The 26,028-nt window shown below is 70.9% G+C and carries 21 protein-coding genes and 1 pseudogene; 8 read left to right on the forward strand and 14 right to left on the reverse strand.

The window, feature by feature from the left end:
- Nucleotides 1-327 precede the first annotated feature (327 nt).
- Both KIK05_RS32660 and KIK05_RS47400 read right to left on the reverse strand, forming a co-directional pair.
- A complete protein-coding gene (locus KIK05_RS32660; RefSeq protein WP_214414685.1) occupies nucleotides 328-549 on the reverse strand; it encodes an NADPH-dependent FMN reductase in 222 nt (73 codons plus the stop codon).
- Nucleotides 546-2,165 carry an alcohol dehydrogenase catalytic domain-containing protein gene (locus KIK05_RS47400; RefSeq protein WP_250563840.1) on the reverse strand — a complete coding sequence of 540 codons (1,620 nt, stop codon included), beginning with the start codon at nucleotides 2,163-2,165 and terminating at the stop codon, nucleotides 546-548. The genes KIK05_RS32660 and KIK05_RS47400 overlap by 4 nt, the downstream gene beginning before the upstream one ends.
- Before the next feature lie 88 nt (nucleotides 2,166-2,253).
- Between KIK05_RS47400 and KIK05_RS32670 the strand changes: the two genes are divergently transcribed.
- Complete coding sequence (locus KIK05_RS32670) at nucleotides 2,254-3,252, forward strand: AraC family transcriptional regulator (protein WP_214414686.1); 999 nt, start codon at nucleotides 2,254-2,256, stop codon at nucleotides 3,250-3,252.
- Nucleotides 3,253-3,618: 366 nt separating this feature from the next.
- Nucleotides 3,619-4,443 carry an SCO6745 family protein gene (locus KIK05_RS32675; RefSeq protein WP_214414687.1) on the forward strand — a complete coding sequence of 275 codons (825 nt, stop codon included), beginning with the start codon at nucleotides 3,619-3,621 and terminating at the stop codon, nucleotides 4,441-4,443.
- A 317-nt stretch (nucleotides 4,444-4,760) separates the two neighbouring features.
- On the opposite strand, the gene KIK05_RS32680 is transcribed toward KIK05_RS32675, so the two are convergent.
- From KIK05_RS32680 to KIK05_RS32690, 3 genes and pseudogenes are all read right to left on the reverse strand, one after another.
- Nucleotides 4,761-7,535, reverse strand: a complete 2,775-nt coding sequence (locus tag KIK05_RS32680; RefSeq protein WP_214414688.1) for a tetratricopeptide repeat protein — start codon at nucleotides 7,533-7,535, stop codon at nucleotides 4,761-4,763.
- Nucleotides 7,532-8,047: a hypothetical protein gene (locus KIK05_RS32685; protein WP_214414689.1), complete on the reverse strand. Its 516-nt coding sequence runs from the start codon at nucleotides 8,045-8,047 to the stop codon at nucleotides 7,532-7,534. Before KIK05_RS32685 ends, KIK05_RS32680 begins: the two co-directional genes overlap by 4 nt.
- Before the next feature lie 227 nt (nucleotides 8,048-8,274).
- A pseudogene (locus KIK05_RS32690) lies at nucleotides 8,275-9,036 on the reverse strand (ATP-binding cassette domain-containing protein); the annotation flags it as partial.
- Between the two features lie 213 nt (nucleotides 9,037-9,249).
- Here KIK05_RS32690 and KIK05_RS32695 point away from each other — a divergent pair.
- Together KIK05_RS32695 and KIK05_RS32700 are read left to right on the forward strand one after the other, a co-directional pair.
- Nucleotides 9,250-9,849, forward strand: coding sequence for a TetR/AcrR family transcriptional regulator (locus KIK05_RS32695; RefSeq protein ID WP_214414691.1), 600 nt, complete (start codon nucleotides 9,250-9,252; stop codon nucleotides 9,847-9,849).
- Entirely contained in the window at nucleotides 9,849-10,412 is a 564-nt protein-coding gene (locus tag KIK05_RS32700) for a carboxymuconolactone decarboxylase family protein (protein ID WP_214414692.1), read from the forward strand. Before KIK05_RS32695 ends, KIK05_RS32700 begins: the two co-directional genes overlap by 1 nt.
- Nucleotides 10,413-10,537: 125 nt before the next feature.
- Here the strand turns inward: KIK05_RS32700 and KIK05_RS32705 are convergent, their stop codons facing one another.
- Nucleotides 10,538-11,731 carry an NAD(P)/FAD-dependent oxidoreductase gene (locus KIK05_RS32705; RefSeq protein ID WP_214414693.1) on the reverse strand — a complete coding sequence of 398 codons (1,194 nt, stop codon included), beginning with the start codon at nucleotides 11,729-11,731 and terminating at the stop codon, nucleotides 10,538-10,540.
- A gap of 258 nt (nucleotides 11,732-11,989) precedes the next feature.
- On the opposite strand from KIK05_RS32705, the gene KIK05_RS32710 reads away from it, so the two are divergent.
- The 3 genes from KIK05_RS32710 to KIK05_RS32720 all read left to right on the forward strand — a co-directional run bounded on the left by KIK05_RS32710 (nucleotide 11,990) and on the right by KIK05_RS32720 (nucleotide 15,850).
- Nucleotides 11,990-12,931, forward strand: a complete 942-nt coding sequence (locus KIK05_RS32710) for an RNA polymerase sigma-70 factor (protein WP_214414694.1) — start codon at nucleotides 11,990-11,992, stop codon at nucleotides 12,929-12,931.
- A gap of 595 nt (nucleotides 12,932-13,526) precedes the next feature.
- A complete protein-coding gene (locus KIK05_RS32715; RefSeq protein ID WP_214414695.1) occupies nucleotides 13,527-14,981 on the forward strand; it encodes an MFS transporter in 1,455 nt (484 codons plus the stop codon).
- A 323-nt stretch (nucleotides 14,982-15,304) separates the two neighbouring features.
- Nucleotides 15,305-15,850: a GNAT family N-acetyltransferase gene (locus KIK05_RS32720; protein ID WP_214414696.1), complete on the forward strand. Its 546-nt coding sequence runs from the start codon at nucleotides 15,305-15,307 to the stop codon at nucleotides 15,848-15,850.
- A gap of 325 nt (nucleotides 15,851-16,175) precedes the next feature.
- Here KIK05_RS32720 and KIK05_RS32725 read toward each other — a convergent pair whose 3' ends face one another.
- From KIK05_RS32725 to KIK05_RS32755, 7 genes are all read right to left on the reverse strand, one after another.
- A complete protein-coding gene (locus KIK05_RS32725; RefSeq protein ID WP_250563841.1) occupies nucleotides 16,176-17,351 on the reverse strand; it encodes a PP2C family protein-serine/threonine phosphatase in 1,176 nt (391 codons plus the stop codon).
- 120 nt (nucleotides 17,352-17,471) lie between these two features.
- Complete coding sequence (locus KIK05_RS32730; protein ID WP_214414697.1) at nucleotides 17,472-17,846, reverse strand: STAS domain-containing protein; 375 nt, start codon at nucleotides 17,844-17,846, stop codon at nucleotides 17,472-17,474.
- Nucleotides 17,847-18,125: 279 nt separating this feature from the next.
- The gene (locus KIK05_RS32735; protein ID WP_214414698.1) at nucleotides 18,126-19,547 is read right to left on the reverse strand and encodes an APC family permease; all 1,422 of its coding nucleotides are present in this window, start codon (nucleotides 19,545-19,547) and stop codon (nucleotides 18,126-18,128) included.
- 28 nt (nucleotides 19,548-19,575) lie between these two features.
- Nucleotides 19,576-20,754 carry an alanine racemase gene (locus KIK05_RS32740; protein WP_214414699.1) on the reverse strand — a complete coding sequence of 393 codons (1,179 nt, stop codon included), beginning with the start codon at nucleotides 20,752-20,754 and terminating at the stop codon, nucleotides 19,576-19,578.
- The gene (locus KIK05_RS32745; protein ID WP_214414700.1) at nucleotides 20,732-21,874 is read right to left on the reverse strand and encodes an ROK family transcriptional regulator; all 1,143 of its coding nucleotides are present in this window, start codon (nucleotides 21,872-21,874) and stop codon (nucleotides 20,732-20,734) included. Before KIK05_RS32745 ends, KIK05_RS32740 begins: the two co-directional genes overlap by 23 nt.
- 646 nt (nucleotides 21,875-22,520) lie before the next feature.
- A complete protein-coding gene (locus KIK05_RS32750) occupies nucleotides 22,521-23,018 on the reverse strand; it encodes a pyridoxamine 5'-phosphate oxidase family protein (RefSeq protein ID WP_214414701.1) in 498 nt (165 codons plus the stop codon).
- A gap of 131 nt (nucleotides 23,019-23,149) precedes the next feature.
- A complete protein-coding gene (locus KIK05_RS32755) occupies nucleotides 23,150-23,875 on the reverse strand; it encodes an alpha/beta fold hydrolase (protein WP_214414702.1) in 726 nt (241 codons plus the stop codon).
- A 160-nt stretch (nucleotides 23,876-24,035) separates the two neighbouring features.
- Between KIK05_RS32755 and KIK05_RS32760 the strand changes: the two genes are divergently transcribed.
- Nucleotides 24,036-24,854, forward strand: a complete 819-nt coding sequence (locus KIK05_RS32760) for a helix-turn-helix domain-containing protein (RefSeq protein WP_214414703.1) — start codon at nucleotides 24,036-24,038, stop codon at nucleotides 24,852-24,854.
- A 50-nt stretch (nucleotides 24,855-24,904) separates the two neighbouring features.
- On the opposite strand, the gene KIK05_RS32765 is transcribed toward KIK05_RS32760, so the two are convergent.
- Nucleotides 24,905-25,894, reverse strand: a complete 990-nt coding sequence (locus KIK05_RS32765) for an aldo/keto reductase family protein (RefSeq protein WP_214414704.1) — start codon at nucleotides 25,892-25,894, stop codon at nucleotides 24,905-24,907.
- Between the last annotated feature and the right edge of the window lie 134 nt (nucleotides 25,895-26,028).

Consider the following 26,028-nt stretch of genomic DNA (forward strand, 5'->3'; position numbering starts at 1 on the left):
GGTTCCGCCATGGAACATCACTCCCTTGATCGCCCCTTGGGCTCGCCGATCTATTGATTCTCTAGTTTCAGAAACTAGTGAAAGTAAGGGCGGACGTCAACGAATGCGCACCACCGGAGGCGAGCCCTGCGCCTCGGGGCAGGCGATGCGCCTCGGCTTGACGCTCGCCCGCTCCCCGGCGGGACAAGGCGCGGCTTCGCCATCACGCCTATTACGCCACCCGCGCCGACCTGCCGCGCGGGCCGGCCCGTGCTCGTGTGCCTGATCGCATTCCCGGCCATTCGCGCCCGGCTGATCATGACGGTGCCCGCCCTGCAGGCCAGGACGCTACAACGCGCGTTCGACGCCCAAGAGCTCCTCGCCGACGCCCTGCGCGCCGCCTACCCTGGCGAGCTGGACGAACAGGTGGGGCAGGTCGTAGTCCTTCAGATCGACCAGCTCGTAGTGCGCGTCGCCGCGCCTGACCGCATGGTCGTGGACCCGGCGGGAGACGGCCTCGCCGTTGCGTCCCGGCCGCGTGCTGCCGGCAATGATGCCGATCTTGATCATTTCTCCACCTTCAGCGTGACTTTTCCGCGGATAAGACCGCGCTCAGCGGCGCGGTGCAGGTCTGCCAGGGACTCCAGCGGGCGAACGTCCGCCATGACGTCCACCACGCCCTTGTCGATCAACGCCACGAGCTCGGTCAGCTTGCCCGGGTCGTTGCGGGCCACGAAATGGACGGCGCGTGGATGCTCGATCGGCCGGGTGATCGAGACGAATTCCTTGGCCAACTCCGTCACCGAGGCGGGCACGTCGGCCACCAGGTTGATCAGCACGTCGTTGCCGCCCGGCAGGGGTGCGACGGTGTGGTCGACGACCTCGTCGGCGCCCAGCGCCCGTACGGCGGCTGCGCTGCGCGGGCCGGCGGTCGCGACCACGTGCGCGCCCGCATGCTTGGCCAGTTGCACGGCGAACAGCCCGACGCCTCCGCCGGCGCCGTTGATCAGCACCCGGCTGCCACGGCCGATGCGGGCATGATCGAAGACCGCCTGCCACGCGGTGAGCCCGGCCACCGGCACGGCGGCCGCGTCCGTCAGCGGGATCCGCTGTGGTGCCCTGGCCAGCATGCTCGCCTTCGCGACCGCGTATTCGGCCGCCGCCCCGTCGATGAGCCCGATCACTCGATCGCCGGGGGCGAGGTCACCTGCCGCGGTGACCACGGTGCCGGCGACGTCCCAGCCGAGCGTGTGCGGCAGTGTGACGCCGAGCACGTCCCGCAGCAGGCCCATCCGCAGGCCGACCTCCGAGGGGTTGAACGACGTCGCGGCCACTCTGATGAGCACCTCGCCCGGCCCGGGCTTGGGCACCGGCACCTCGTCCAGCGAGATCACCGAGGCGTCGCCGTACTCGTGGATGCGGGCGGCCCGCATGGTGGCGAGGAAGTCCGGGGCGTGCTCGCTCGCCCACGTCTCGAACGTGCTCGCGGGCGCTCCGGTGACCTCCTCCACGGTCCGGGTGGTCGGGCCCGGCTCGGCGAGAGCGCGCAGCATCTCGTCCACGGCCGCCGGGGGCCATCCCAGCCCGAGCAGCCGTAGCCGGGCCTCCTCCGCGGGCTCCTCCTCCCAGCGCACGGGCCGGCCGATCGCGGCGCCGATCGCCCGCGCCTGCTCCCGCCGGGTCAGCGGCCGGGGTCCGGTCAGCGTGTAGACGGCGCCGTGGTGCCCTTCGTCGAGCAGCGCGCGCACCGCGACGGCTGCGACGTCCCGCTCGTGGATGGGGGAGAGGGTCGCCTCGCCGTGCGGCTGCCGTACGACGCCCGCGCGGACCTGCTCGGCCCACCGCAAGGTGTTGGCCGCGAACGCGTGCGGGCGCAGCACCGTCCACTCCCGGGCGGTCCCGGCGATCAGGCGCTCGATCTCGACCTCGTAGGGGCGGGCGGCGGCCGAGGACAGGTAGACCACCCGCCGCGCCCCGATCAGCTCCAGCACTTCGCGGGCGCCTTCGGCCGAGGCGAACGGCCACAGCAGGAACACCGCGGCGACACCGTCGAGAGCCGCCTTCAGCGCGACCGGGTCGGTCAGCTCCCTCGTGACCGTGCGGACGTCGGCGCCCGCGTCTTCAAGTTGGTTCACCAGAGGGCGGCCGATCGTGCCGGTCGCCCCGCTGACCAGGACTCTTGTCATGCCGTAACCCTAGGAGTCCTGAGCGAGGCGTCCAATGCGTTTCTGTCCACCTTTTATACGTGATCGTCTCCTGCCTTAGACTCACAGCATGGATGTGCTGAGCGACGTGGTCGCCACCATGCGCGTGGGCGTGCCGCGCTCGGCGCGTGTCGAGTGGCGGGCGCCGTGGGGGCAGCGGTTCCCGTCGGCGCCTGGCTCGGCGGGCTTCCAGGTGGTGTTGCAGGGCTCGTGCTGGGCCATCCCACCGGAAGGTGACCCGATCCCGGTCGGGACGGGCGACGTGCTGTTCTTCCCCCAGGGGCACGGCTACGCGCTGGCCGACTCGCCCACCAGCCCCATCGCGGAGCCCGACTGTGACCCCCATGCCCCGGCCGAGCTGTTCGCCTCGGCCGCCATGGAGGGCGGCGGGCCCGTCACCGTGACGCTCTGCGGCGGCTACCGGCTCGACTCCAGCCGGGTGCATCCGCTGCTCAGAGGGCTGCCCGAGATGATCCACCTGCCCGCCAGGCTGGGGCGCAACACTGAGCTGCGCGCCGCCGTCGAGCTGCTCGGCAAGGAGATCGAGGACCCCCGGCCGGGCGCGGACATGGTGGTGTCGGCGCTACTGGACATGCTGCTGCTGTACATCCTGCGCGCCTGGTTCGACGTCTCGGTGGAGCACTGCAAGGTTGACAGCTGGGCCGCCGCGCTGGCCGATCCGGCCATCAGCGCCGCACTTGACGGCATCCACCGCGACCCTGCCCACGCGTGGACGGTCGAGTCGCTCGGTCGTCGCGCCGGGCTGTCCCGCGCGGCGTTCTCCCGCCGGTTCACCCAGTTCGTCGGGCAGCCGCCACTGACCTATCTGACCTGGTGGCGGCTGGGTACGGCCGCGCGCATGCTGCGCGACTCCGACGCCGCCTTGAGTGAAATCGCCGCCGCGGTCGGATACGGCTCGGAATTCGCCTTCGCCAATGCCTTCAAGCGCGAGTACGGCATGGCCCCCGGCAGATACCGCCGCCTGGGCTGTCCGCCTTCAGGCCGAACGGCGGCGGGCACCGCTCCAGTCCTCGGCTCTCGGAACCCCGAGATGCTGCCCACTTCGTAGATCCGGCGGGCGCACTCCAGATCATCAGGGCAGGGCAGGTCGCTGTAGGCGGCCTCATGCTCGGCGCGGATGGCGCAGCCAGGACGCGGGCCCGGCCCTCTTGCCGTGGCATTCACCAGGCGACCAGCACCCCTGATCGGGTCACCCCCGCCGGAGCAGCAGCCGCCTCCGGCGGCGGAAGGCTATATGTGCGTAGGTTCGGCAACCGGGCGGGCGACCGGGCCCGGGTGCTACTCCGACGCCACCCGGCAGAATCGACCGGAAAGTTATCGACCGGAGTTTGTCGTATCCGGGCCACGTTGTTCGTAGCCAGGATGAGAGGCCGCCCACCAGGGGCGCCGCGACGACCACAGGAGAGGCCGACCGATGCCGCACCCGCAGGCCAAGATCCACCGCATGTTCGAGCTCCTCGAGCCGATCGCCACCGTCACCTTCTCCGAGGTGCCCAACGAGGCGTTCCTGGCCCTCGGCATGCGCGACTACTGGGACGGATACTTCGCCGGCCGGGCCGCGCCGCTGGGGCCGGCACCGGCCGAGGTGGTGCACGCGGTCTTCTACAACTTCGCCGATGGCGAGGTGGCACGCCACATCCCATGGGTGTGGGGGAAGATCACCCCGCAGGAGGCGATCGCCGTACGCGAGCGGAGCAGCGCCGCCGCCCTGCGGCAAAGGATCGGGGAGCTCGCCGACTCCTCCGGTCTGGTAGGGGCCGCCGACCTCGCCACCCGAGCAGCGGTCAGCGCGCCGACCGAGGGCCGAGCGCTGTACGCGGGGCTGCGGGCGCTCGACGTGCCCGAGGAGCCGGTGGCCAGGCTCTGGCACGCGGCGACGCTGCTGCGCGAGCACCGCGGGGACGGCCACAACGCCGCCCTCGTCGCCCACGGCATCGGCGGCACCGAGTCCCACGTCCTCATGGCTGTTTCCCTGGGAATGAGGGCGGAGGACTTCGGCCGGATCCACCATCTGCCCAAGGCACAGCTGGCCGCCGTCGTCGACGGGCTGCGCGGCCGCGGCCTGGTGGACGCCGCCGGCGGGTTCACCCAGTCCGGCCGGGAGACCAAGCAGCGGATCGAGGCCCTCACCGACGAGCTGGCAGCCCCGGCGTACGACGTGCTCAGCGCGGACGAGCTCGACGAGCTGATCGCGGGGCTCGAGCCGATCGCCGCCGCGGCACAGGCCGTCGACGACTGAGCAGGCGCATCACGCGGTGTACGCGTCGAGGTGACTTACCGAATGCGGAGCGGGAGCGGCTTGAGCCGCTGCTGCCCGAGGGGGGCCGGCGGGGCGGCCGGTGGAATGACCACCGCAGGACGATCAACGGCGTGTTGTGTCGCGCCCGCACCCGCTGCCGGGACCTGCTCGAACGCTTCGCTAGTCGCTCGGCCAGGCCGTGGTGGGCGGCGGGTGCCGTCGCTTGTCATGCTCACTCTTTCGCCATGCCGGTAAGGGGCTTTCCTGCTCCGGTGAGCGGACGGACGGCCGGTTTCGCCAGGAGACCCGTTCGCACGCTACTGGGTCTGCTGCAGGTCCTCTCGTACCGCTTTCGTCAGCGGGTGCTCACCGCCCAGCACTCGCTCGCAGTCGGCCAGCGTCGCCTCGAGCAGCGGGATCGCCCGGCTCGGATCCCCGGCCGACTCATAGGCATAGGCCAGGTTGTGGCGCAAGGTCAGCGTGTCGGGGTGGTCGGCGCCCAGCACCCGCTCAAAGCCGGCCAGAGTCGCCTCATACAGCGGAATCGCCCGGCCCGGATCCCCGGCCGACTCATAGGCATAGGCCAGGTTGTGGCGCGAGGTCAGCGTGTCGGGATGGTCGCCGCCCAGCACCCGCTCCCGCTCCGCCAGCGTCGCCTCATACAGCGGGATCGCCCGATCCAGATCTCCTGCCGCCTCGTAGGCATAGGCCAGGTTGTGGCGCGAGGTCAGCGTGTCGGGATGGTCGCCGCCCAGCACCCGCTCCCGCTCCGCCAGCGTCGCCTCATACAGCGGGATCGCCCGCCCCAGATCACCCGCCGCCTCGTAGGCATAGGCCAGGTTGTGGCGCGAGGTCAGCGTGTCGGGATGGTCGCCGCCCAGCACCCGCTCCCGCTCCGCCAGCGTCGCCTCATACAGTGGAATCGCCCGCCCCGCATCACCCGCCGCCTCGTAGGCGTCGGCCAGATTGTGGCGCGAGGTCAGCGTGTCAGGGTGCTCGGCGCCCAGCACCCGCTCACAGTCGGCCAAGGTCGCCTCGAACAGCGGAATCGCCCGCCCCAGATCACCCGCCGCCTGGTAGGCGTAGGCCAGGTTGTGGCGCGAGGCCAGTGTGTGGGGGTGGTCGGCGCCCAGCACCCGCTCGCGCTCGGCCAGCGTCGCCTCAGCCAGTGGAATCGCTCTGCTCAGATCACCCGCCGCCTGGTAGGCGTGGGCCAGGTTGTGGCGCGAGGTCAGCGTGTCGGGGTGCTCACCACCCAGCACCCGCTCCTGCTCGGCCAGTGTCGCCTCGAACAGCGGGATCGCCCGCCCCAGATCACCCGCCGTCTGGTAGGCGTCGGCCAGGTTGTGGCGCGAGGTCAGCGTGTCGGGATGGTCGCCGCCCAGCACCCGCTCCCGCTCGGCCAGCGTCGCCTCATACAGCGGGACCGCCCGCCCCAGATCACCCGCCGCCTTGTAGGTGTAGGCCAGGTTGTGGCGCGAGGTCAGCGTGTCGGGGTGCTCGGCGCCCAGCACCCGCTCACAGTCGGCCAGCGTCGCCTCATACAGCGGGAGCGCCCGCCCCAGATCACCCGCCGACTCGTAGGCACCGGCCAGATTGTGGCGGGAGATCAGCGTGCCGGGATGGTCGGCGCCCAGCACCCGCTCCTGCTCGGCCAGCGTCGCCTCGTACAGCGGGATCGCCCGGCCGAGGTCGGCAAGGTCGGTCAGGTACCGAGCGCACCACGCCCGTAAGCGCAACAACGGCTCGGTGAGCGCGTCTTCGTTGTGGGCGATGGCGTGCAGGGCGGTGGTCTGTTCGATCAGCATCTCCGCCGCTGCGCGGGCGCCCCAGATGATGGCGGGCCCGTCGGGCAGGGCGTCGTCGAACCGGTTCAGCAGCTCGGTGACGTCGGCCAGAACGGCCTGGAGCCGGTTGTCGTGCCGGGCACGTTCGCGCAGCACCCGTTGCACCAGCCGGTGTACCAGTACGGTGCCGCCATCCTCGGTGAAAGAGATCAGCGAGGTGTCGGCGAGTTCGGCCAGCACCTCATCGATCTGCTCTCGTGCGAGCTCGGCCTGCTCGTCCACGTCGTCCGGGTCATCAACCGGTGTGCCGTACAGGATGGCCAGGGGAACACCGGCCGGGGACAGCACCGCCAGCATCTCCAGCATTCGCCGAGCGTGAGGGAGTACTTGCTCTGCTTGGATCACCGCGAGCAGGATCGCCCTCGCGGTGCCGGTCGGGTAGCGATCGCCGGCCTGCGCGGGCAGATACCGCTGGAGCGGGAAGGCGCGCAGCAGCCGCAGGTATCGGCCGTGGTCCAGGCGCCGCCGGACGATCAAGGCGGCCGCCTGGGCGAGCGCCAGCGGCAGGTACCCCAGTTCGGCCGCCAACTTCCTCGCGCCGGCCTCGTCGCTCAGCGCGGTGCGTTCACGCAGGAACCTTCGCGCCTGCTCAGGAGTGAACTCCTCCACCGGCACCGGGGCGTAAGCGCGTTCGAAGGCGCGGTTGCGGGAGGTGATGACCACCCGGGCCGCTCCCGTGGCCGGGCACCAGGCGCGCACCTGCTCCACCTGGGTGGCGTTGTCGAACACCACCAGGCTCGGCTGCGAGGTGGCGGAAAGCCAGTCCCGGGCCCGCCTGGCCGCCATAGGGGCGTCATCGTCGGCCCGGCGCAGCCCCAACCGCTCGGCCAGACCGGCCAGCCCGGTCTGGATCTGCTCGACGGTCTCGGCGGCGACCCAGGCGATCAGCGGCCATCCGGCGGCCTGGCAGCTCCAGGCGTAGGAGGCGGCCAGCATCGTCTTGCCCACCCCCGGTTTCCCGGTCACCGCGGACACCACCGCGGCCCCGGTCGCGGCCACCTGGCCATGCAGCCGCTCCAGCAGTTCCTGCCGCAGCTGGAAGCCGCGAGGTTGCTGGGGGATGTCCCCCTCGACGATCTGCTCGGCCTCCCGCCCGGAAGCCGCGGCGGTGTCGCCCAGGCGGATGGTGACATTCCCCTCGACCTGGCTGATCTGCACCAGATGCCCATACACCCGGGTGTCGGTGACCGACTGGGACGGCCGCTCCGGGTCTTCTGGCTGTACTGGAGGTGCCGGGGTGCTCATGAGGACTCGATGTCCACATCGCCCCGCACGCGGGAGATCTGCTCGATCGATCCGCCGGCCTGCGCGCCGGTCACCGCCTGGCGGGCGCCGCCCCGTGGCACGCCGGCGTCACCGCCGGGCTCCTCCGCCGACGGATCCGCCGCAGCCGGGGCTGATGGGGGAGATGACGGCCCGCGGCCGCGGACGATGCGCACGCCACCTCCCACCCCCTGCACCTGGGTGATGTCACCGGCGGCGGTGGAGCCGTCCACCGTCTGGGTCACCTTGCCGCCCCCGTTCGCGCCGGCCATGGCCACTGCGGTGGCCGCGCCCGCGGCGGTGGTGGGGGAAGGGCCGGTCAGCCGGCAGGTCACCAGCGTGCTGAGGGCGGTCAAGGTGACCGCGACCGCTCCCCACCACCAGTTCCACACCCCATTGTTGAGGATCTGGTTGCCGGCCACCGCGACCGCCACCGGCAGCACCACCGAGGCCGCCCTCAGTCCCCAGGCCCGCCAGGTCCGCCCCGCGCTCATGCCCCCATCATCGGCGCACAATCGGAGGATCGCCGGCGAATGAGATCAAACAGTGTCTGATTGGTAGCAGACGGTGCTCCTTACAGGGCCGGCCGGTGCTCGCGACCGGATGGCCGCATCGGGCGCCGTTGGTCATCAGGCGCCGCCACCGAGGATGGCGACCATGCGATAGGCGGCGCGGGCGGTGTGCGGGCTGAGCTCGGGGGCGCAGTGGAGTGCGGACGGTGTCACCGAGGGGGAAGGGCCCCGCGCTGTGGCGCTGGTCGCCGGCGGTCGCGCGAGACTCGGCCTTCGTGCCAGATCGGAATGGGGTTCTCCTGGACGTGGCCGTCGGCACGGAAGATCAGATAGCGATCGAAGTCAGCGGCGAACCAGCGGTCGTGGGAAACGGCCAGCACCGTGCCGGCGTATTCCTCCAGGGCGTCTTGCAGCGCTTGGGCGCTGGCCAGGTCGAGGTTGTCGGTTGGCTCGTCCAGGAGCAGCAGCGTGCAGCCGGACAGTTCCAAGAGCAGGATCTGCAGCCGGGCCTGTTGCCCGCCGGACAGGGTCTCGAACCGCTGGCGTCCGGCGGGCGCGAGTTCATAGCGTGCCAGCGCCCGCATCGCGTCGTTCAGGGTGCACGCGTGCTCGGTCACGATGATCTCTGCCGGGGTTCGCCCGTTCAGGTCGGGACGGGCGTGGGTCTGGACGAAGTGGCCTGGGGTGACGCGAGCGCCGAGCCGTACCAGGCCCCGGTGCGGCACATCGGGGGATGGCAGGCCGGCGAGAAGGCACAGGAACCGGGACTTGCCAGAGCCGTTGGAGCCGAGCACCGCGACGCGTTCGCCGTACCAGACCTCCAGGTCGAACGGTTTCATCAAACCGGTCAGCTCGAGGCCTTCGCACATGATCGCGCGTTTGCCGGTCCGGCCACCGCGCAGCCGCATCCGGACCCGTTGCTCCCGCGGCGGACTCTGCGGGGGGCCGGCTTCTTCGAACCGGGTCAGCCGGGCCGGTCGCGTCGCTGCCGCAGGTGGTCGTCGGCGGCTCGCCGGGCGGTGGCCCGCGCGTTCCGCAGGTCGGCGATCCGCGCAAGGCCACCGTCGGGAGAGGGGGCCGAACACCGACAGCCCTGGCCAAAGGGCAGACCCTAGCAAGGGGGTTGTCCTTCATGTCGCCACCCTCTATCTTGGAATAGTCGTTCCAAGATAGAGGGTGGCGACATGCCCGACATCAAACACTTCGATCCCGATGCGACTCTCGACCAGGTGGTGCGCCTGTTCTGGCAGCGCGGGGCCGACACCACCGGCGTCGCCGAGGTCGTCCAGGCGACGGGGCTCAGCCGCTCCAGCCTGTACGCGACCTTCGGCGGCAAGGCGCAGTTGCAGGCCGCCGCGCTGGGCCGCTACCTGGAGCGGCAGTCACGGCCGGTGTTCGACGCCCTGGCCGCCGACACCCGCGGCGTGCCTGCCGTCGCCGCGTTCTTCGAGCGGCTGGTGGCGGCCCGGTGCAGCGGCGAGCACGCTCGCTGGGGATGCCTGGTCACCAACACCCATGCCACGGCCGGCGGTGGCCTGCCGGAGATCCGGGAGATTCTCGATCGCCACCACGACGCGCTGCGGGCGGCGATGCGCACCGCGCTGGAGGCCGCGCGTACGAAGGGCCAGCTCAGGTCCGGTCTGGATCTGGAGGCGGCCGCCGAAGCGCTGACCCTGCAGGCGTACGCGGTCAACCTGCGCTCACGAGCCGGTGCCGAGGCGGGCGTCCTGCTGGCGGGCGTGCGCGCCGTTCTCGATGGATTCACCACTACCGAGGAGAGATGATGAGCGGTTTTCGCACCTACGACGAGAGTGACGCGCCCGAGGACGCCCGGCCGATGCTGGAGGCGGCCAAGAAGCGGATGGGCTTCGTGACCACGCTGAACGGGGTGATGGCCGAGTCCCCCGAACTGCTGGCCGGCTACAACGCGCTGGCCGAGCAGTTCGGCAAGTCGTCGCTGCCGGCGGCGGCCAAGCAGGTGGTGCTGATCACGGCCAGCGTGGCCAACGGTTGTGAGTACTGCGTGGCCGCGCACTCCACCCTGGCGCTGCGCGCCCGGGTGCCGGCCGAGGTGGTCGAGGCCCTGCGTGCCGGCCGGCCGCTGGCCGACGAGGCGCTGGAGGCGGTGCGCCGCCTGACCCGTGCGATGGTGACGCAGCGCGGCTGGGTGGACGAGGCCGAGATCGAGGCGTTCCTGGCCGCCGGGCACACCCGCCGCCACGTGCTGGACGTCGTGCTCGGGGTCGGCATGAAGACGCTGTCGAACTACACCAACCACATCGCCTGTACGCCGCTGGATCCGGCCTGGGCCGGCCAGGAGTGGAGACGGGAACAGGCGGCAGTGTGATCCGCGCCGGTCAGGCCCCGGTGTCGTCACGGTGCGACCGGGCGACGCCAGGGCGCCAGGCCCGACCCCAGGCGAGCCACTGCCCCCGGCAGGCCACAGGCCCAGCATGATCACGATCTAGGCGGCTACGCGAGTGCCTTCTCGGCGGGCAGATCCGGCGCGGGGGCCAGGCGGCGCTTGCGCTTGGGCAGGCCGAAGGTCGGGTGCGAGTTGGCCCACAGCGACATCTTGAGGATGCCCGCCTTGACCCGCGCGGCCTTCCGGCCGCCCACATACGTCGGTTTTGCTTGCCCTTCGTCGTCGACCAGCTGCAGGATCCCGTCTTGCCGCCCGAGGCTGATGTGGTTGTAGGAGTAGACCAGCTTGGTCTTCGCGATCTTGCGGCCGGTCAGGCGTCCCACGATCGCGTGGATCGCCTGCCCGCCGGTGTAGCCCGCCGACGCGCAGGACATCGGCAGCGGCCGGCCGTTGTCGCCGATGGCGTAGGCGCTGTCGCCGGCGGCGTAGACGTTCGGATGCGAGACCGACCGCATGACGCGATCGACGACGATGCGACCGTTCTCGGTGACCTTCAGCCCGCCGGCGGCGGCGACGGGGTCGACCGCGAACCCGGCCGTCCACACGGTCGCGTCGGACGCCAGGGCGGTCCCGTCGACGCACAGCACCCGCGTCGCCTCGACGGTGTCGACGCCGGTGTGCTCCAGGACGGTGATGCCCAGCCGGTCGCAGGCCTGGCGTAGGTGGCCGCGGGCTCCGGCGGAGAGCCGGGCGCCCAGCTCGCCGCGAGCGACGAGCGCCACAGAGAGGCCGGGCCGGGCTTCGGCGATCTCGGTGGCGCTCTCGATACCGGTCAGCCCGTCGCCGACGACCACCACGCTCCCGCCCCGCCCCCGCTCGCTCAGGCTGTCCAGGCGCTCGCGCAGGCGCAGCGCCGAGGGCCGGGCGGCGACGTCGAAGGCGTGCTCGGCCACCCCGGGGACACCCTCGACGGCACCGTGGCTGCCGAGCGCGTAGACAAGTGTGTCGTAGCCGAGCTCGCCGCCGCTGTCGGCCACGGCGACGAGCTGCCGCTCGGGGTCGACGGCGGTGACACCGGCCACGCGTAGCCGTATCCCGGTGCCCGCGAAGACGTCGGCGAGCTTTTGCGTCCTGATCTCCTGGCCGGCCGCGAGCTGGTGCAGCCGCAGCCGCTCGACGAAGTCCGGCACGGCGTTCACCACGGTGATCCTGGTGTCCTTCGGGGACAGCCGGCGGGCCAGGTTCCCGGCTACATAGGCCCCGGCATAGCCGGCGCCGAGGACGACGATGCGGTGCTTCATGTGTTGCTCCTGTCGGCTGGCTTGCTCAAGGTGAGTCGACTCGGCCCTTGGCCATTGCGACGGGGCCATCGCTCGGGGAGTTGTGTGCCGCGCGCATCGTCGGCGCGGCGTCCTGACGACCATGCGGCGTCGGCGCCCCGAGCTTTGTGACAGCGCCGTCATGTGACGTGTGTCACCGAGCACGGGTGTCACACAGCGGTGGGCGCCGACGCCTTGTGCATGGAGCAGGATTTGCGGGTGAACAGGCAGGAGCCAGGTATGAACGAGCCCAAGGGCGCAACGACGGGCACAGCCGAGCCGGTGGCCGGTGGCGGTCGGACGGGCCCGGCGACCGAGGCATTCCTCGCCCACCGCAACCTGCTGTTCACCGTCGCGTACGAGATGCTCGGCTCGGCGGCCGACGCCGAGGACGCCCTGCAGGAGACCTGGCTACGGTGGGTCAAGGTCGACCTTCGCCAGGTCTCCGACCACCGCGCCTACCTGGTGCGGATCGCCACCCGGCGCTCGCTCGACCGGCTGCGCGTCATGAGGCGCCGCAAGGAGGAGTATGTCGGCCCGTGGCTGCCCGAGCCGCTGCTCACCGCGCCGGACGTGGCCGACGACGTCGAGCTCGCCGAGAGCGTGTCGATGGCGCTGATGCTCGTCCTGGAGACGCTGTCGCCGACGGAGCGCGCCGTGTTCGTGCTGCGCGAGGTCTTCGACATCGGCTACGAGGAGATCGCGGCCGCGGTCGGCAAGACGCCGGCGACCGTACGTCAGATCGCGCACCGGGCCCGTCGGCACGTCGATGCTCGGCGGCCGCGCCAGGCGGTCTCCCCGCGCCAGGCCCGGGCGGCTCTGGAGTCGTTCCAGCGCGCGCTCGAGACCAGGGACCTGCAGGGCCTGCTTGACGTGCTCGCCCCCGAGGTGGTCCTGGTGAGCGACGGCGGCGGCGTCAAGCAGGCCGCGCCGTGGCCGATCACCGGCGCCGACAAGGTGGCCCGCATGATCGTCCGCGGTCTCGGCAAAGCCCGAATCGCGCTCACCAGCGAGCCGACCGTGGTCAACGGCAACCCGGCACTCCTGCTCCACGTGGACGGCGAGTTCGACGGCGTCATAGCAGTCCGGGTCGAGGACGCCCGCATCACCGGCCTCTATTACGTCCGCAACCCGCAGAAGCTGACCCGCATCGCGTCCGAGACCCCTCTCACGCTGAGGTAGTCCTTCAGCCGCCGTGTCTTGACCACGATTCCGGGGCCAGTGTGGAGCACCCCGAGCGAAGGCATCACACATACGTACCGGTACGCCCCGTAGATCACGCAAACCTGGTAGTCGAGGAGTCGTCGCGCTGCTCACCCACCCGCAGCAACTGGCCCTGATCACCGCCGATTCAGAAAAGACGCCCATGGCCGTGGAGGAACTGCTGCGCCACTTCACCGTCGCCGACGGAGTCACCTCCCGGCCGGCCGCCGAAGACGTGCAGATCGGCGGGATGGTGAGCGGGACATGACACGGATGAAAGCCGACACCGACCTCTGCGCCGGTACCCGATGCCGTCATCCATGCGAGGTCGACGTCGGGGTCGCCGGCGGTACGACCGGCGGGAGTCACGACCAGGCCGGCGCGTTCGTGGTGGCGGAGGGTGTGCACGCGGCGGGCGGCCTCGGCGATGTTCAGGCCCGCCTGGCGGTCGGAGCGAGTAGGCCCGGGTACCGGCTGCGGATTGACTTCGAGCACGCTCTAAAACCTAGCTTCGGGTCGATCACCGAGAAGCCCGCACTGCCGATCGCCGGCAGTGTCCCCCGAATGGATCCCCATGCCCGAATTGAGTCAACGCCGCCGATACCTGGTCCTCGCGATCTGCTGCGCCGGCATCGTCGTCGTGGTGATGGACATCTCCATCGTCAACGTCGCGCTGCCGGCGATCCGCCGCGACCTGCACGCCTCAGAATCCGGCCTGCAATGGACGGTCGACGCCTACACCCTGGTACTGGCGAGCTTCCTGGTACTGGCCGGTTCCACCGCCGACCGGGCCGGCCGCCGGCGCATCTTCCAGGTCGGCCTGGCCGCATTCGGGCTCGGCTCGCTGCTGTGCGGCCTGGCGCCGAGCATCGGCTGGCTGATCGCAGCCCGGGCGCTGCAGGCCGCCGGCGGCACGATGCTCAACCCGGTGGCGATGGCGATCACCGCCAACACGTTCCCGGACCCGGCTGAGCGAGCCCGAGCCATCGGCGTGTTCGGCTCGATGTCCGGCCTGTCGCTGGCGCTGGGACCGATCATCGGCGGCACCCTGGTCGACGGCTGGGGCTGGCGCTTCGTCTTCTGGATCAACGTACCGATCGTGGCCGCCGCGATCGCGTGCGCTGCGCTGTTCGTGCCCGAGTCCCGTGCCTCCCGGGCGCGCCGATCCGACCCGGTGGGCCAGATTCTGGTGATCCTGGTGCTCGGCAGCGTCGTCTACGCGATCATCGAGTCGAAAGAGCTGGGCTGGAGTTCACCGGTCATCCTCGGCCTGCTCGCCGTCGCCGTGCTCGGCGTGCTGGGCATCCTCGGCTACGAACCGCGCCGTGCCGACCCGCTGCTGGAGTTGCGCCTGTTTCGCAGTGTGCCGTTCAGCGCAGCGATCCTGATGGCGCTCTTCGCCCTGTGCGGGTTCAGCGCGTTCCTGTTCGTCTCCACCCAGTACCTGCAGGACGTACGCGGCATGTCGGCGCTGACGGCCGGACTGTGCATGCTCCCGGTCGGGCTGCTGGTCGTGGCGCTCTCCCCGCGCACCGGACGACTGGTCGGCGCGCGCGGCCCCAAGCTCCCGCTGACGGTCGCCGGAGCCGCACTGGCCATGGGCGGTGCCGCGTCGCTCTGGCTCGGACCGGTCACCCCGCTGTCGGCCGTGCTCGCGACGTATCTGCTATTCGGCATCTTCCTGGGCACCGTCAACCCGCCCATCACCAACACGGCGGTCTCCGGAATGCCGCGCTCGATGGCCGGAGTGGCCGCCTCATTGGCCTCCACCGGCCGGCAGACGGGCACCACCCTGGGCGTCGCGATCGCCGGAACAATCGTGGGACCAGCCCTGGCCCGCGGCGGAACGGCCTACACCCGTGCGGAGCACGGCGTGTGGTGGCTCGTACTCGGACTCGGCGTCGGCATCCTGATCCTTGCGCTACTCAGCACCGGGCGCCGGGCCATGGACACCGCCGGGCAGGCGGCGGCACTGTTCGAGGAGGTGGACCATGACACGGAGTCTCGAACCGCCTCCCTGCGCCGCTGATGATCGGCGGCGAGGCACCGACCCGGTGTCGCGGCAATGCCGGCGCATCCCGACCCGCGAGTCTTCCTCGTCCTGGATGCAGGCGGGGGATGGGAGGGCGGGCAGTAGCAGGGCGGCGGTCGCCTACATCGGGTCGGGGTGGATGATCGCGCCGGGGATGGCGCGTTCGGCGATGGCGGCCAGGTGGTGGCGGGTGCGGGGGAGTGACGCTCGGGGGCGAGCCAGGGAGCTTCTTTCTGGCCCTCGGTATCCCTCATGCCGTGACGAGCCGTGGCGCTGTGCGAGTGCATGTCGCGCGGCGGGCGCGCGATAGGTTCCCCGTCATGGCTGATTTCGGACCTGTTGCCTGGCCACCGGCCCCGATCAACACCGACCGGCTCGTGCTCCGGGAGTCCGAAGCCCGGGACCGTGCGGCGTTCATCGAGTTGTTCGCCTCGCCGGAGGTGGGCGTCCACGTCGGTGGTGCCCGACCGCGTGACGAGCTCGAGCGCGAGGTGCCCGAGGTGCCCGGGCGGCGCCCCGGCTTCTTCGTGATCGACCTGGACGGCGCGATGATAGGCATGGTCACGCTCGATCGGCGCGACGCGGAGCGTCAGGGGCGCGTCCGTCCGGACGGCGGGGAGATCGAGCTCGGCTACATGTTCCTGCCAACGGCGTGGGGGCGCGGGTACGCCGCCGAGGCCTGCCGGGCGGCGCTCGGCTGGTTCGAGGACGCGTGTCCCGGCGAGCCGGTGGTGCTCTGCACCCAGACTGCCAACGACCGTGCGATGCGCCTCGCGGCGAAGCTGGGGTTCACCGAGGTGGAGCGGTTCGAGGAGTACGGAGCCGAGCAGTGGTTCGGCGTGTGGTCCCCGGTGGTGGACAGGTAGCGGCCCAGAGACACCCGGAAGCAGCACCGGCTCTTGCTTCAGCCCCGTGACCGCGTGGTTCAGGCGTCTTCAGCGCCGGCCAGGGGAATCAAGTCCGGAGATCCGGGACCGGAGGGCCGAACGGTGCACTTGAGTACGGTGGTTCACGGACAGGGCGCGTCCGGTGTGATCACCGCCATCCAGGCGCACATGGACACCACCGCGCTGGGCCGCCCGCTGCACGCGATCATCCGGGTCCGGCTGGGTGGCCCAACCGCGACCTGGTCCACACCCTGTTCGATCGGCTGGTCGAGACACCCGAAGAAGCCGGCGGGCCGACGCTCTGTCAGGGATCACGGTGGGTGGGCCGGGGGCCGTGCCAGTCGAGGCATATGACGGTGGCGTCGTCGGCCATGTGGCCGTGGCAGGCGTTCAGCACGGCGGAGGTCAGGGCTTGGACGACCTGTCGGGGATGACGGTGGCGGGTGTCGTGGAGAACGTCGGGCAGGTCGACGGCTTCGGCCCCGCGCTCTTGCATGCCGTCGGTGAGCAGCAGCAGCCGGTCACCGGCACGCAGGTCCAGCCGCTGCACCTGGTAGGGCTCGGCGACCCCGAAGGGCGTGTCGATGTCGAGGGGCACTTCCGACACCGCCCCCTCGCGCAGCCGCAGCGGCCACGGGTGGCCGGCGTTGACGAGCCGGGCACCGGTGCCGTCCAGGCTGATCCGCAGCAGTTGACCGGTGGCCAGGGCGCCGCGGCCGTGGTCGAGGAGGGCCTGGTGGGCCTGGCGTGCCTGCTCGGCCAGGTCCGCGCCGGCGCGGCGGGCTCCGCGCAGCGCGTTGACCACGAGGGTGGCGAGCAGGGCGGCGTCGACGTCATGGCCCATGGCGTCGGTGATGGACAGGTGCAGCGTCTCGCGGTCGAGGGTGTAGTCGTAGGTGTCCCCGCCGATCTCGTCGGCCGGCACCAGGCCGGCGGCGAGGGTGAAGGTGTCGGCCTCGCAGCAGGCGGCGTCCGGCAGGAGCTGGTACTGGATCTCGGCGGCCAGACTCATCCGGGTGGTGCGCCGGCCCCACTGGTAGAGGTCGGTGAAGCGGCGATCGGTGACGATGATGTACGCCAGCGCCTGCGCGACCTCGGCGATTTGCTCCAGCACATCCTGGTCGCAGTGAGGCAGGGTCACCTCCAGCAGGCCGATCGGATCGCCCCGGTTGGTGACCGGCGCGATCACCCGCTGCCCGTGCCCGGTCTCTTGCACCGCGTACGGCTCCTGGTCGCGCAGCACCTTGTCGTAGTCGCTGCCCTCGAGATCGACACATTCGGCGCTGCGTCCGCTCTGGCTCGCGACGTCCTCGCTCACCCGCACCAGCCGGCGTCCCAGAAGATCGACGAACAGGAAGGACACCCGTCGGCCCGCGAACCGCTCCCGCAGGTTGTGCGCGACCACGTCCACCGACTCCACCGGCGCCGCGCGCTCGGCGGCGGCCAGCACCTCCGCCAACCTCAACGGCCCCTCGGCCATGCCGCAGCCCTCTCCACTCTCACGCGCCGATGTCGAGGGGATCACCTGGCCGGCCTGCCCGTCTCATCGCGTGCGCCCGGGTCGAGAGAGAGCCGCCCGGGCGACCGGATGGAACATCTCCTACCGTAAGGTGTCCGCCTTCACCGGGGCTTGGGGTGGGGCGAAGGACGGGAGACCGTGGTCGTGTTCCTGACGGAAGGCGGCGGTGAGGTGGGTGATGTCCAGGATCCGCCGTAGGACGCCGTGCACGTTGGTGAGCGTCATGGTGCCCTGGACGGCCGTCACGGCCCGCTGGGCCCGCAGCAGGGCCCACACCCCGGAGGAGCCGCAGAAGGTGAGGGCGGCGGTGTCCACGGTGAGGTGCCGACGGCCGTCGTGCAGTGCCGTCTCGACGGCGTCGTCCAGGCACACGGCCGACAGGACGTCGAGGTCACCGGTCAGGGTTATGCTGGTGTGATCTTGGTCGTGCGCCAACCGAATGGTCAGGGCTGTCACGATCGAATCCGATCCACGGTGCGAAAGAAATCGCCTATGCGCTCAAGCCGAGCGCGAGCAAGTCACCGCTTCCGCCAGCCTACGCACATCGCCCGGCCCTTTGCACAGCCTTACCTCCCGCCGGCGCCGCCGGGCTTGCCGTACCGTGCTCCCGCGCCCGGTACGGCCTTCCACGCTCACCGCGGCGTACGTGGATCTCCCTGCCGGTGCTGCTCGGCCGGCGGGGGCCGACGCCGGCTGCGGCCGCGTCAGCCCTTGTCCGATGGCGGCCATGGTGATCTATGGCCTGCTGTCGGCCGGATCGGGCTCCTCCGCCCAGACCCGGCCCATCGCGGTGAGGAGTCCGGGACGGTCCCGCTCGATCCGGACCAGGTAGACGACGCCGCCGAGCACCCAGGCGACGATGAGGAACAGCGCGATCCGGTTCGGCCCCTCGGGCAGGGGCACCAGCTGTCCGTAGATCGGCAGTAGAAGCAGCAGCGCGGCGACTCCGGGGATCACCCCGTGCTTCAGCGCGGAGAACTCCGCGCGGTGCTCGCCGAGGTAGAAGCGGACCAACGCGACCGACATCAGGATGTAGATGACGACCATGGCGACACCCACGATCGTGCCCGCGAAGCCGTACACGCCGAGAGGCCCGATCCAGACTCCGGCGACGAGCGCGAAGGCCGTCGCGAAGAGCATGTAGGCGGCGATCGCGGCCTGGGGGACGTGCCGGTCGTCGACGGTGCCGAGGCGGCGCGGGAAGAACCCTTCACGGCCCATCGCGAAGACGACCCTGACCATCGCGGTGACGCCGGAGATCAGGTTGGCGAACTGGCTGTTGAGCACGGTCAGCGCGAGCAGCCAGCCGACACCCCAGAACTTGTTCATGAGCGTGTTCCAGGGCGCCGGGTCGGCGGCCAGCGCCTGCGCGCCCGGCCTGCCGAAGCCGATCGAGGCGGCGTACCCGGAGAGCGCGTAGAAGGCGCCGATGGCGAGCACCGCGGTGAACAGCGCGATGGGGATGGCCCGGCGGGCCGATCGGGCCTCCTCGCCCAGGGTGCCGGCCGACTCGAAGCCGATGAACATCAAGATGCCCCAGAGCATGCCCTTGCCCAGGCCGCCCAGCCCGCCCGCCGACTCGGCGGGGTCGAACGGGGCCAGGGAGAGGCCGTCGGCGCCGCCCTTGCCGAAGATGACGCCGAAGAGCGCGAGCAGCACACCGAGCTCGAGCACCAGGAAGATCAGCGCGGTCTTGGCCGACTGGGAGACGCCGAGGGCGCTGATCCCCCAGATGATCGCCGAGAAGGCGAGCGTCAGGATCCACCACGGCACGGTGAGCGAGAGGTACCGGGCCAGGAAGTCGGCGGTGAAGGAGCCGATGGCGGCCAGCAGCATCGGGCCGACCATGCCGTAGGCCAGCACCAGCAGCCAGCCGGACAGGAAGCCGCCGCGGCGGCCGAGTCCATGGGTGTTGAAGGTGTAGGCGAAGCCCGCGGTCGGGAGCTTGCGCGCGAAGGACGCGATGACCGACGCCACCAGCAGGCAGACCACCATCGCCAGCAGGATCGCCAGCGGCAGGGCGTACCCTGCGGCGGCCGCGGCCAGCGGGGTGTTGAAGAACACGCTGGTCGCCGGCCCCATGAAGGCCATCGAGATCACGGCGGCCCCGACGGCGCTCAGCGCGCCGCTCTTCAGGCCGCGGGGAGTGGAGTCCAAGGTGACCTCCTGTGAAAGGACGCGGCTGTCAGGCCACGCCGTGGGTTGGACGCCCTTCGGCGTCATGGCTCCCCCGCAGATCCAGGTCCCCCGACCTGATTCCGGCGACCGCCCGGGTCCGGCCCCTGGTCACGAAGACCTGTGGCCGGAAGCAGAAGACGACCGTGTCGCCGGGGCGTACACCCCGCGCGTTCTTGATCGCGCAGTAGTAGTGGATGGCCCCGTCGGGCGCCGTCTCGACCTCGTACTCGCGCAGATCGGGCCCCACCAGGGCGGTGAGGCGGTACTCGCCCAGGACCTTGTCGACGTAGTAGCCGGCCGCGAAGACGTAGGCGTCGCCGCCGTCCAGGTGGGAGACCTCGCTCACGTAGACGATGACGGGAACCTCGGGCTGGGTGTCGTCGAAGAGGTGCAGCGGCGTGGTGCCGTGCAGCCCGTTGCCCGGTTCGACGTGCGTGGCTCCGTAGGCGGCCTGCCGCTCGAACGTCCCGGATGAGGTGGTGCCGGGGGCGTTGACCTGGGTGATCGTGAATCCGGCCCCACGCAGCCGCTCGGCGGCCTCGACCAAGGTGGCGAAGTTGCGGGTCGGCTCGATCGTCCGCGTCTCGGCGGAGGCGAGCATGCACGGGAAGTTCGTGACGCCGGTGACCGTGACCCCGTCGAGGGCCTCCACCCGCCCGGCCGCCTCCTCGACGGCGCCGATCGGGAAGCCCCCCGCGTGTCCGGAGTAGTAGTGGTCCTCGGGGCCGCGCACGCGCAGCAGCACCGGCTGGACGCGACCGGCACGCGCGGCGGCGGAGCCGATCCTGGCGGCGGTCTCCTCGCTGAAGACGGTCACGACCTCCGGGCCGGCCGCGACGACCGCGTCCTCGGTGCCGAGGTGCGGCTGGACCAGGTGGCCGACGTGCCCGACGCGGGTGCCGGCCCGCTGGACCGCCTCCATGTCCTGCAGGTCGACGCAGACCGCGCGTCCGAGACCGGCCGAGGCGATGGCGCGCAACGCGTCCGGGTTCCGGCCGAACTGCTTGGACATGACGTACAGGCTCAGGCCGTGCCGGCGGGCGGCCCCGACGGTGATCTCGGTGTTGGCCCGCAGGCCGTCGAGGTCGATCAGGTAGGTGTTGGCGGCCAGCCGGCCTTCCCGGTGCAGCGTGACGGCCGCCTCGGCGAGTTTCGGGTTCGTCCTAACCAGCCTGCGCAGGAACATGGCTCTCCTTCGGCGTCAGCCGTACGGTGGGGATGGGGGCGTCCACGCCGATCGCGCGGTGGGCGGCGCCGAGCGCCGCGACCAGGGCGCCGACCGCGCCCGCGGGGTCGCCCAGCGCGGAGGGCACCACGGACGGCGGTTCGGGCGTGAGGTCGGTGAGGGAACGTTCCAGGTCGGTGTGCCAGGCGAGCATCGACGCGCTCACGCCGCCGCCCAGCACGATCACCTCGGGTTCGTAGGCGACGGTCACCACGCGCAGCAGCATCTCCAGGGCCCCCTTGGCCCTGTCGCGCAGCTCGGGGTGGAGGTCGCCGGCGAGGATCTCGGCGGGGGTCGCCCTCGGCGCCTTGTCGGTCAGGCCCTTGCCGGAGATCGCGTCCTCCAGGGTGCCGTCCGCGTAGGCCAGGGCGCCGAATTCGCCGACCGCTCCGGTGCGTCCCGGCAGCGGCCTGCCGTCCAGCTGGACCGAGACACCGAGACCGGTGCCGATGGTCACCATCACCGCGTCGCGGTGGCCGTGCGCCGCTCCGGCGTGGAGCTCGCCGATGAGCGCGCAGTTGGTGTCGTTCTCGAAGGCCACCGCGCCGGGGATGGACGCGGCGGCGGCCTCGGTGAATCCGGTGCCTTCGATCTGCGGAAGGTTGGGGGCGCTCCTGACCGCGCGGGTGGCCGGGTGGACGGCTCCGGGCAGGCCCACGACGGTGCTGGTGATGGCGCCGGGGTGTCCGGCGGCGAGCGAGGCGAGCGTCTCGGCGAGGAAGGCGGCCACCTTCGGGGCGTCGCCGGCCTTGGGCGTCGTCGCGCGGTGGCTGACCAGCAGCCTGCCGGTGAGGTCGGAGAGGAGGAACCGCGTGGTGGTGCCCCCCATGTCGATTCCGGCGACCAGGCCGGCGTCCGCCGCGAGTTCGAGCGCGAACGGCTGCCGCCCCGGGCCGTCGGCGGGAAGCGGCCCGCACTCCTTGATCAGGTTTTCGGCGAGCAGGTCCTCCACCACCCGGGAGACGGTGGCCTTGCTGAGCCCGGTGCGCTTGGCGAGCGCCACCCGGGACGCCTGGCCGTCACTGAGGAGAACGCTCAGGACCGCGGCCCGATTCACCCGGCGCGCATCACTGCTCTCCACGCGGACCCCCATTTAGTTTCACTCTGAGACGAATAAGCTGGGAGCCTTTCTACTCGGCGGTCCGTATCTCAGTCAAGGGGGCGGCCGAAATTCGGCACGGGCGCCGGCCGGGTTCACCCTGGCAGGCGCGATGGCGGCCCGGGCGGCAAGACCACCCGGTCGCCGCTACGGCTGTCGTCCACCCGTGCGGCCGGCCAGGCGCTCGCCTGCGAGGGGAGATGGCGATCAGGTCGTTGTCGCACAGCGGCGCGTCGCCAGGCAGGCGCCCGCGAGGGGGAGATCGTGCCGGTGCTGCTGCCGGTCCCCGGCGGGGGTACCGGCGTCACGAGCCCACCGCGTCGGGAGGCGGCGGGCTCAGCTCCGGGTCGAGTCGCCGGTGCCGATGACGGCCCGGCTGCTGCGGAGGAATGAGGCGGCCTCGCCGGGTACGCGACCGCCGGCGGCGTCTTCTTCCTCATCTCCGCCCTGCGTCTGCACCGCACCGCGAAGCGCACCTGAACGCCGTCCCGCTGCCGGAACCGTCGGTCGCCGACCACGGCGTCAGTCGCTGCGCCGCGCGTCGGCGAATGAGCCTCCTGCCACCACCTGTCACTCGTCCGCGTGTGCGGAACGGATCGGTTGTGGTGTGGTCGAACAGGGAGGGCGTTCAGGCGCGCTCACGCTCGGCCCGCTGCCGGACCAGCTCCTCGACCGCGCTCGGCAGGGTCGTCTCGAAGTCGATGAGCTTCGCCCACGTCGGGGTCACCACGATCCGTACCATGCCGTCGTAGAGCGAGCGGACCTCGGCCTCCCACTCGACCCGCTGCTCGGGCGTCATCTCGTACGAGCCGTTCATCTGGAGGTACTCGTCCGGGATGCCGTCGACGACGTCCAGCTCGGCCCGGCCGCGGATCAGCAGGATCTTGGGCGGGTGCACCTCGGTGTCGATCGTCAGGGCGACCATCGGGTTCTCGCGCAGAGCCGGGAGCTTCGGGGCATTCTTCGTGGTGCACATGACGATCTCCGAACCGTTCCAGGTGAACGCGATCGGGACGTTCCGGGGTGTGCCGTCCTTGGCCACGTACGCCAGCCGGGTCACATCGCGTGCCAACAGCTCTCGGCTGATCGGCCGGTCCAGAATCTCGGTGATCTCGTTGGCTCGCATAGCCGTCCCTCCAGGGTCGTTGTCGTGATCCACCCCCGGGACGGAGCCGCCGAAGCGGTCTCGACATCCGCCGGCTCCGAGTTCCGGATTTTTTTCTGGCCGCCACCGCCCTGGCGGAGCGCGGTGGGTGGTCAGCCGAGCTTGAGCAGCAGTTCGGTGAGCTCGGCCGGCATGGTGATCATGCAGTCGTGGCCCGTCTCCAGTTCCCACACCTGGGCCGGGCTGCCGTTGGGCTGTATCGCTGGGACGGGCCGCCGCTTGATGCCCTCCGGCACGTGGGCGACGCAGTGAATGTGCGTCCGCGGAATCATGTGCACGGCCGGGTTGTCCAGCCGGACCGGTTGCCGCAGGCAGAGCACCGGCTGATCCGACAACATCGTCCGCAGCCACGCCACGTCCGCCGGGTCGGTGACCCCGAACAGGCCCAGGGGCGGCGGCAGCTCGGGCATCGGCGGGATCCGCCAGCCGGCCCCGGACTCCGCGGCGCGGTCGATGAGGGCCTGGGTGACGGGATGCACATCGACCGCGCTCTCACCGTCCTCCGGGACCATCGCGTCGAGATAGACCAGATGGGCGATCCGATCCGGGATCCGGTTGGCGGCGGACGAGATGACCAGCCCGGCGTAGCTGTGGCCCACCAGGATCACGTCGGTGAGGTCCTCCTCGATGATCAGCCTGACGATGTCGTCGACGTGCGTGTCCAGCCCTATCTCGGGGCCGAGCAGATGCGCCTTGTCGCCGAAGCCGGTCAGCGACGGCGCGACCACCCGATGCCCGGCCGATGCCAGCAATGGGACCACCCGCTCCCAGCATCGCCCGCTGTGCCAGGCCCCGTGTACGAGCAAGAACGTTGACATGGTGTGGCTCCTTGTCCGTGGAAGGGACCGCCAGCCGATTTCGCCGGCGTTCGTCCCGGAAGCGAGATTTCCGCTCGCCTTCTGTCAGAGCCAGAGCCCCCACGATCCTGGGGGTGACAGGACCAGGCGCGCACGAAAGGGCGCGAATTACAGTGAGGACATGAGCGACGAATCCAACCTTCTTGGCGATTACGTTCGCGCCCGCCGGGAACTCGTCACTCCTGAACAGGCCGGCATCCCCTCCGTCGGCGTCCGGCGCGTGCCGGGCCTGCGCCGGGAGGAGGTCGCGATGCTCGCCGGCATCAGCGCCGACTACTACCTGCGCCTGGAACAGGGCCGCGACCGCAACCCCTCCGCGCAGGTCCTCGAGTCCCTCGCCCGCGTGCTGCTGCTCGACGACGACGCGACGGCCTACCTGCTACGCCTCGGGGCGGAAAGACCCCGGCGACGGCGGCGGCCCCGGAAGGAAACCGTCCCTCCTGGCGTCGCCAAACTCGCCGGCACGCTCCCGCTCCCCGCGTACGTGGAGGGCCGCTACTTCGACGTCCTCGCCGCCAACGCGCTGGCGACCGCTCTGTCGCCGCGACTCGTGGCGGGGGGCAACCGCCTGCGGGACGTTTTCCTGGACCCCGCCGAGCAGGCCCTCTACCCGGACTGGGAGGACGCCGCGCAGGGCATGGTCGCCGGCTTCCGCGAGTCCGTCGGCACCGACACCGACGACCCCCGGTTCATCGAGCTCGTCGGCGAACTCTCCCTCGCCAGCCCTCTCTTCAGCAGGCTCTGGGCCCGCCACGACGTGAACACCTGCGAAGGCACACCCAAGCGCATCGACCATCCCCAGGTAGGTGGTCTCCGGCTGAACCGGGAGAGATTGGGCGTCAGCGGTGCGACGGGTCAGACGCTCGTCGTCCTCCACCCGGACCCCGGCACCGACAGTGCCGACAAGCTGGCGCTCCTCGCGTGCCTCGCGCGGACATGACCCCGCCCATGCGCCGGCTTCGTCGCGTGCGTCATGGCGCGCCCGTCCCCTTACGGGCTCGTCGTCAGCGCCGGGTTCGTCTCGGCGACGCCGTCGAGCACCTGGTCGATGCGCCCCAAGAGATCGGCGTCGAGCCGGACGCCCGCCGCTTCGGCGTTCTCCCGCACCTGCTCGGGCCGCGACGCCCCGGTGATCGCCGAAGCCACGCTGGGGTTGTGCAGCACCCAGGCCAGCGCGAGTCGTCCCAGGGACAGCCCTGCCTCATCGGCCAGGGGACGCAGCCGCCGCACCCGTGCCAGTACGTCCTGTCGCAGGAAGGGCTGGATGAAACCGCCCGCACCGCCCGGGTCCGCGCCGCGCGATCCCGTGGGCGGCGGTCGTCCCGGCCGATACTTGCCTGTCAGCACGCCCTGGGCGAGAGGGGACCAGGCGAGCTGCCCGATCCCTTCTCGTTCGCACGCTGGTACGACCTCCGCCTCGATCACCCGCCACAACGCGCTGTACTGCGCCTCGTTGGAGACCAGCGGCACCCGCAGTTCCCGGGCGAGCGCGGCGCCCCTGGTGATCTGCTCGGCCGTCCATTCGGAGACGCCGACATAGAGCACGTGCCCCTGCCGGACCAGGTCGGCGAACGCCAGCATGGTCTCCTCCAGCGGCACCGTCCGGTCGAATCGATGCGCCTGGTACACATCGAGATAGTCGGTGCCCAGCCGTCGCAGCGACGCCCGCGCCGACTCCATGACGTGCTTGCGGCCGAGGCCTTTGTCGTTGGGCCCGCCCGGCCCGGTGGGCCAGAACACCTTCGTGGATATCTCCAGGCTTTCCCGCCGCTGTCCTTTGAGAGCGCGGCCGAGCACGGACTCGGCCGCGGTGTTCGCGTACGCGTCCGCGGTGATGAACGTGGTGATGCCCACGTCCAGTGCCGCCGCGACGCACGATCGTGCCCGTTCTTCCTGGTCAGCCGTGTCGTGCGAGAGCCAGTGGCCGTAGGAGACCGCGCTGACGGAGAGTCCGCTGCGGCCTAGACGACGAAATTCCATGCATTTACGGTAGCCCTCTTTTTCGAGTGACAAAGCCTTTTCCGGGCCGATTTGACAAATTGATAAAAGGCGCTCTGAAGGCAGAGTGGGAGAGCATCGAAAGGTGAATCTGTCAAATTCTTGTGCCGGATTCA

The organism is Sphaerisporangium fuscum (genome assembly GCF_018531465.1).
Taxonomy (GTDB): Bacteria; Actinomycetota; Actinomycetes; order Streptosporangiales; family Streptosporangiaceae; genus Sphaerisporangium; species Sphaerisporangium fuscum.

Bases quoted from the DNA above. Each gene is read 5' to 3' on its own strand.
- KIK05_RS32710 (WP_214414694.1), top strand. From the start codon at position 11,990: ATGAACGAGCCCAAGGGCGCAACGACGGGCACAGCCGAGCCGGTGGCC.
- KIK05_RS32685 (WP_214414689.1), bottom strand. From the start codon at position 8,047: ATGAGCGCGGGGCGGACCTGGCGGGCCTGGGGACTGAGGGCGGCCTCG.
- KIK05_RS32700 (WP_214414692.1), top strand. From the start codon at position 9,849: ATGAGCGGTTTTCGCACCTACGACGAGAGTGACGCGCCCGAGGACGCC.
- KIK05_RS32755 (WP_214414702.1), bottom strand. From the start codon at position 23,875: ATGTCAACGTTCTTGCTCGTACACGGGGCCTGGCACAGCGGGCGATGC.
- KIK05_RS32670 (WP_214414686.1), top strand. From the start codon at position 2,254: ATGGATGTGCTGAGCGACGTGGTCGCCACCATGCGCGTGGGCGTGCCG.
- KIK05_RS32680 (WP_214414688.1), bottom strand. From the start codon at position 7,535: ATGAGCACCCCGGCACCTCCAGTACAGCCAGAAGACCCGGAGCGGCCG.
- KIK05_RS32765 (WP_214414704.1), bottom strand. From the start codon at position 25,894: ATGGAATTTCGTCGTCTAGGCCGCAGCGGACTCTCCGTCAGCGCGGTC.
- KIK05_RS32660 (WP_214414685.1), bottom strand. From the start codon at position 549: ATGATCAAGATCGGCATCATTGCCGGCAGCACGCGGCCGGGACGCAAC.
- KIK05_RS32720 (WP_214414696.1), top strand. From the start codon at position 15,305: ATGGCTGATTTCGGACCTGTTGCCTGGCCACCGGCCCCGATCAACACC.
- KIK05_RS32675 (WP_214414687.1), top strand. From the start codon at position 3,619: ATGCCGCACCCGCAGGCCAAGATCCACCGCATGTTCGAGCTCCTCGAG.
- KIK05_RS32740 (WP_214414699.1), bottom strand. From the start codon at position 20,754: ATGTTCCTGCGCAGGCTGGTTAGGACGAACCCGAAACTCGCCGAGGCG.
- KIK05_RS32760 (WP_214414703.1), top strand. From the start codon at position 24,036: ATGAGCGACGAATCCAACCTTCTTGGCGATTACGTTCGCGCCCGCCGG.
- KIK05_RS32725 (WP_250563841.1), bottom strand. From the start codon at position 17,351: ATGGCCGAGGGGCCGTTGAGGTTGGCGGAGGTGCTGGCCGCCGCCGAG.
- KIK05_RS32750 (WP_214414701.1), bottom strand. From the start codon at position 23,018: ATGCGAGCCAACGAGATCACCGAGATTCTGGACCGGCCGATCAGCCGA.
- KIK05_RS47400 (WP_250563840.1), bottom strand. From the start codon at position 2,165: ATGACAAGAGTCCTGGTCAGCGGGGCGACCGGCACGATCGGCCGCCCT.
- KIK05_RS32695 (WP_214414691.1), top strand. From the start codon at position 9,250: ATGCCCGACATCAAACACTTCGATCCCGATGCGACTCTCGACCAGGTG.
- KIK05_RS32715 (WP_214414695.1), top strand. From the start codon at position 13,527: ATGCCCGAATTGAGTCAACGCCGCCGATACCTGGTCCTCGCGATCTGC.
- KIK05_RS32705 (WP_214414693.1), bottom strand. From the start codon at position 11,731: ATGAAGCACCGCATCGTCGTCCTCGGCGCCGGCTATGCCGGGGCCTAT.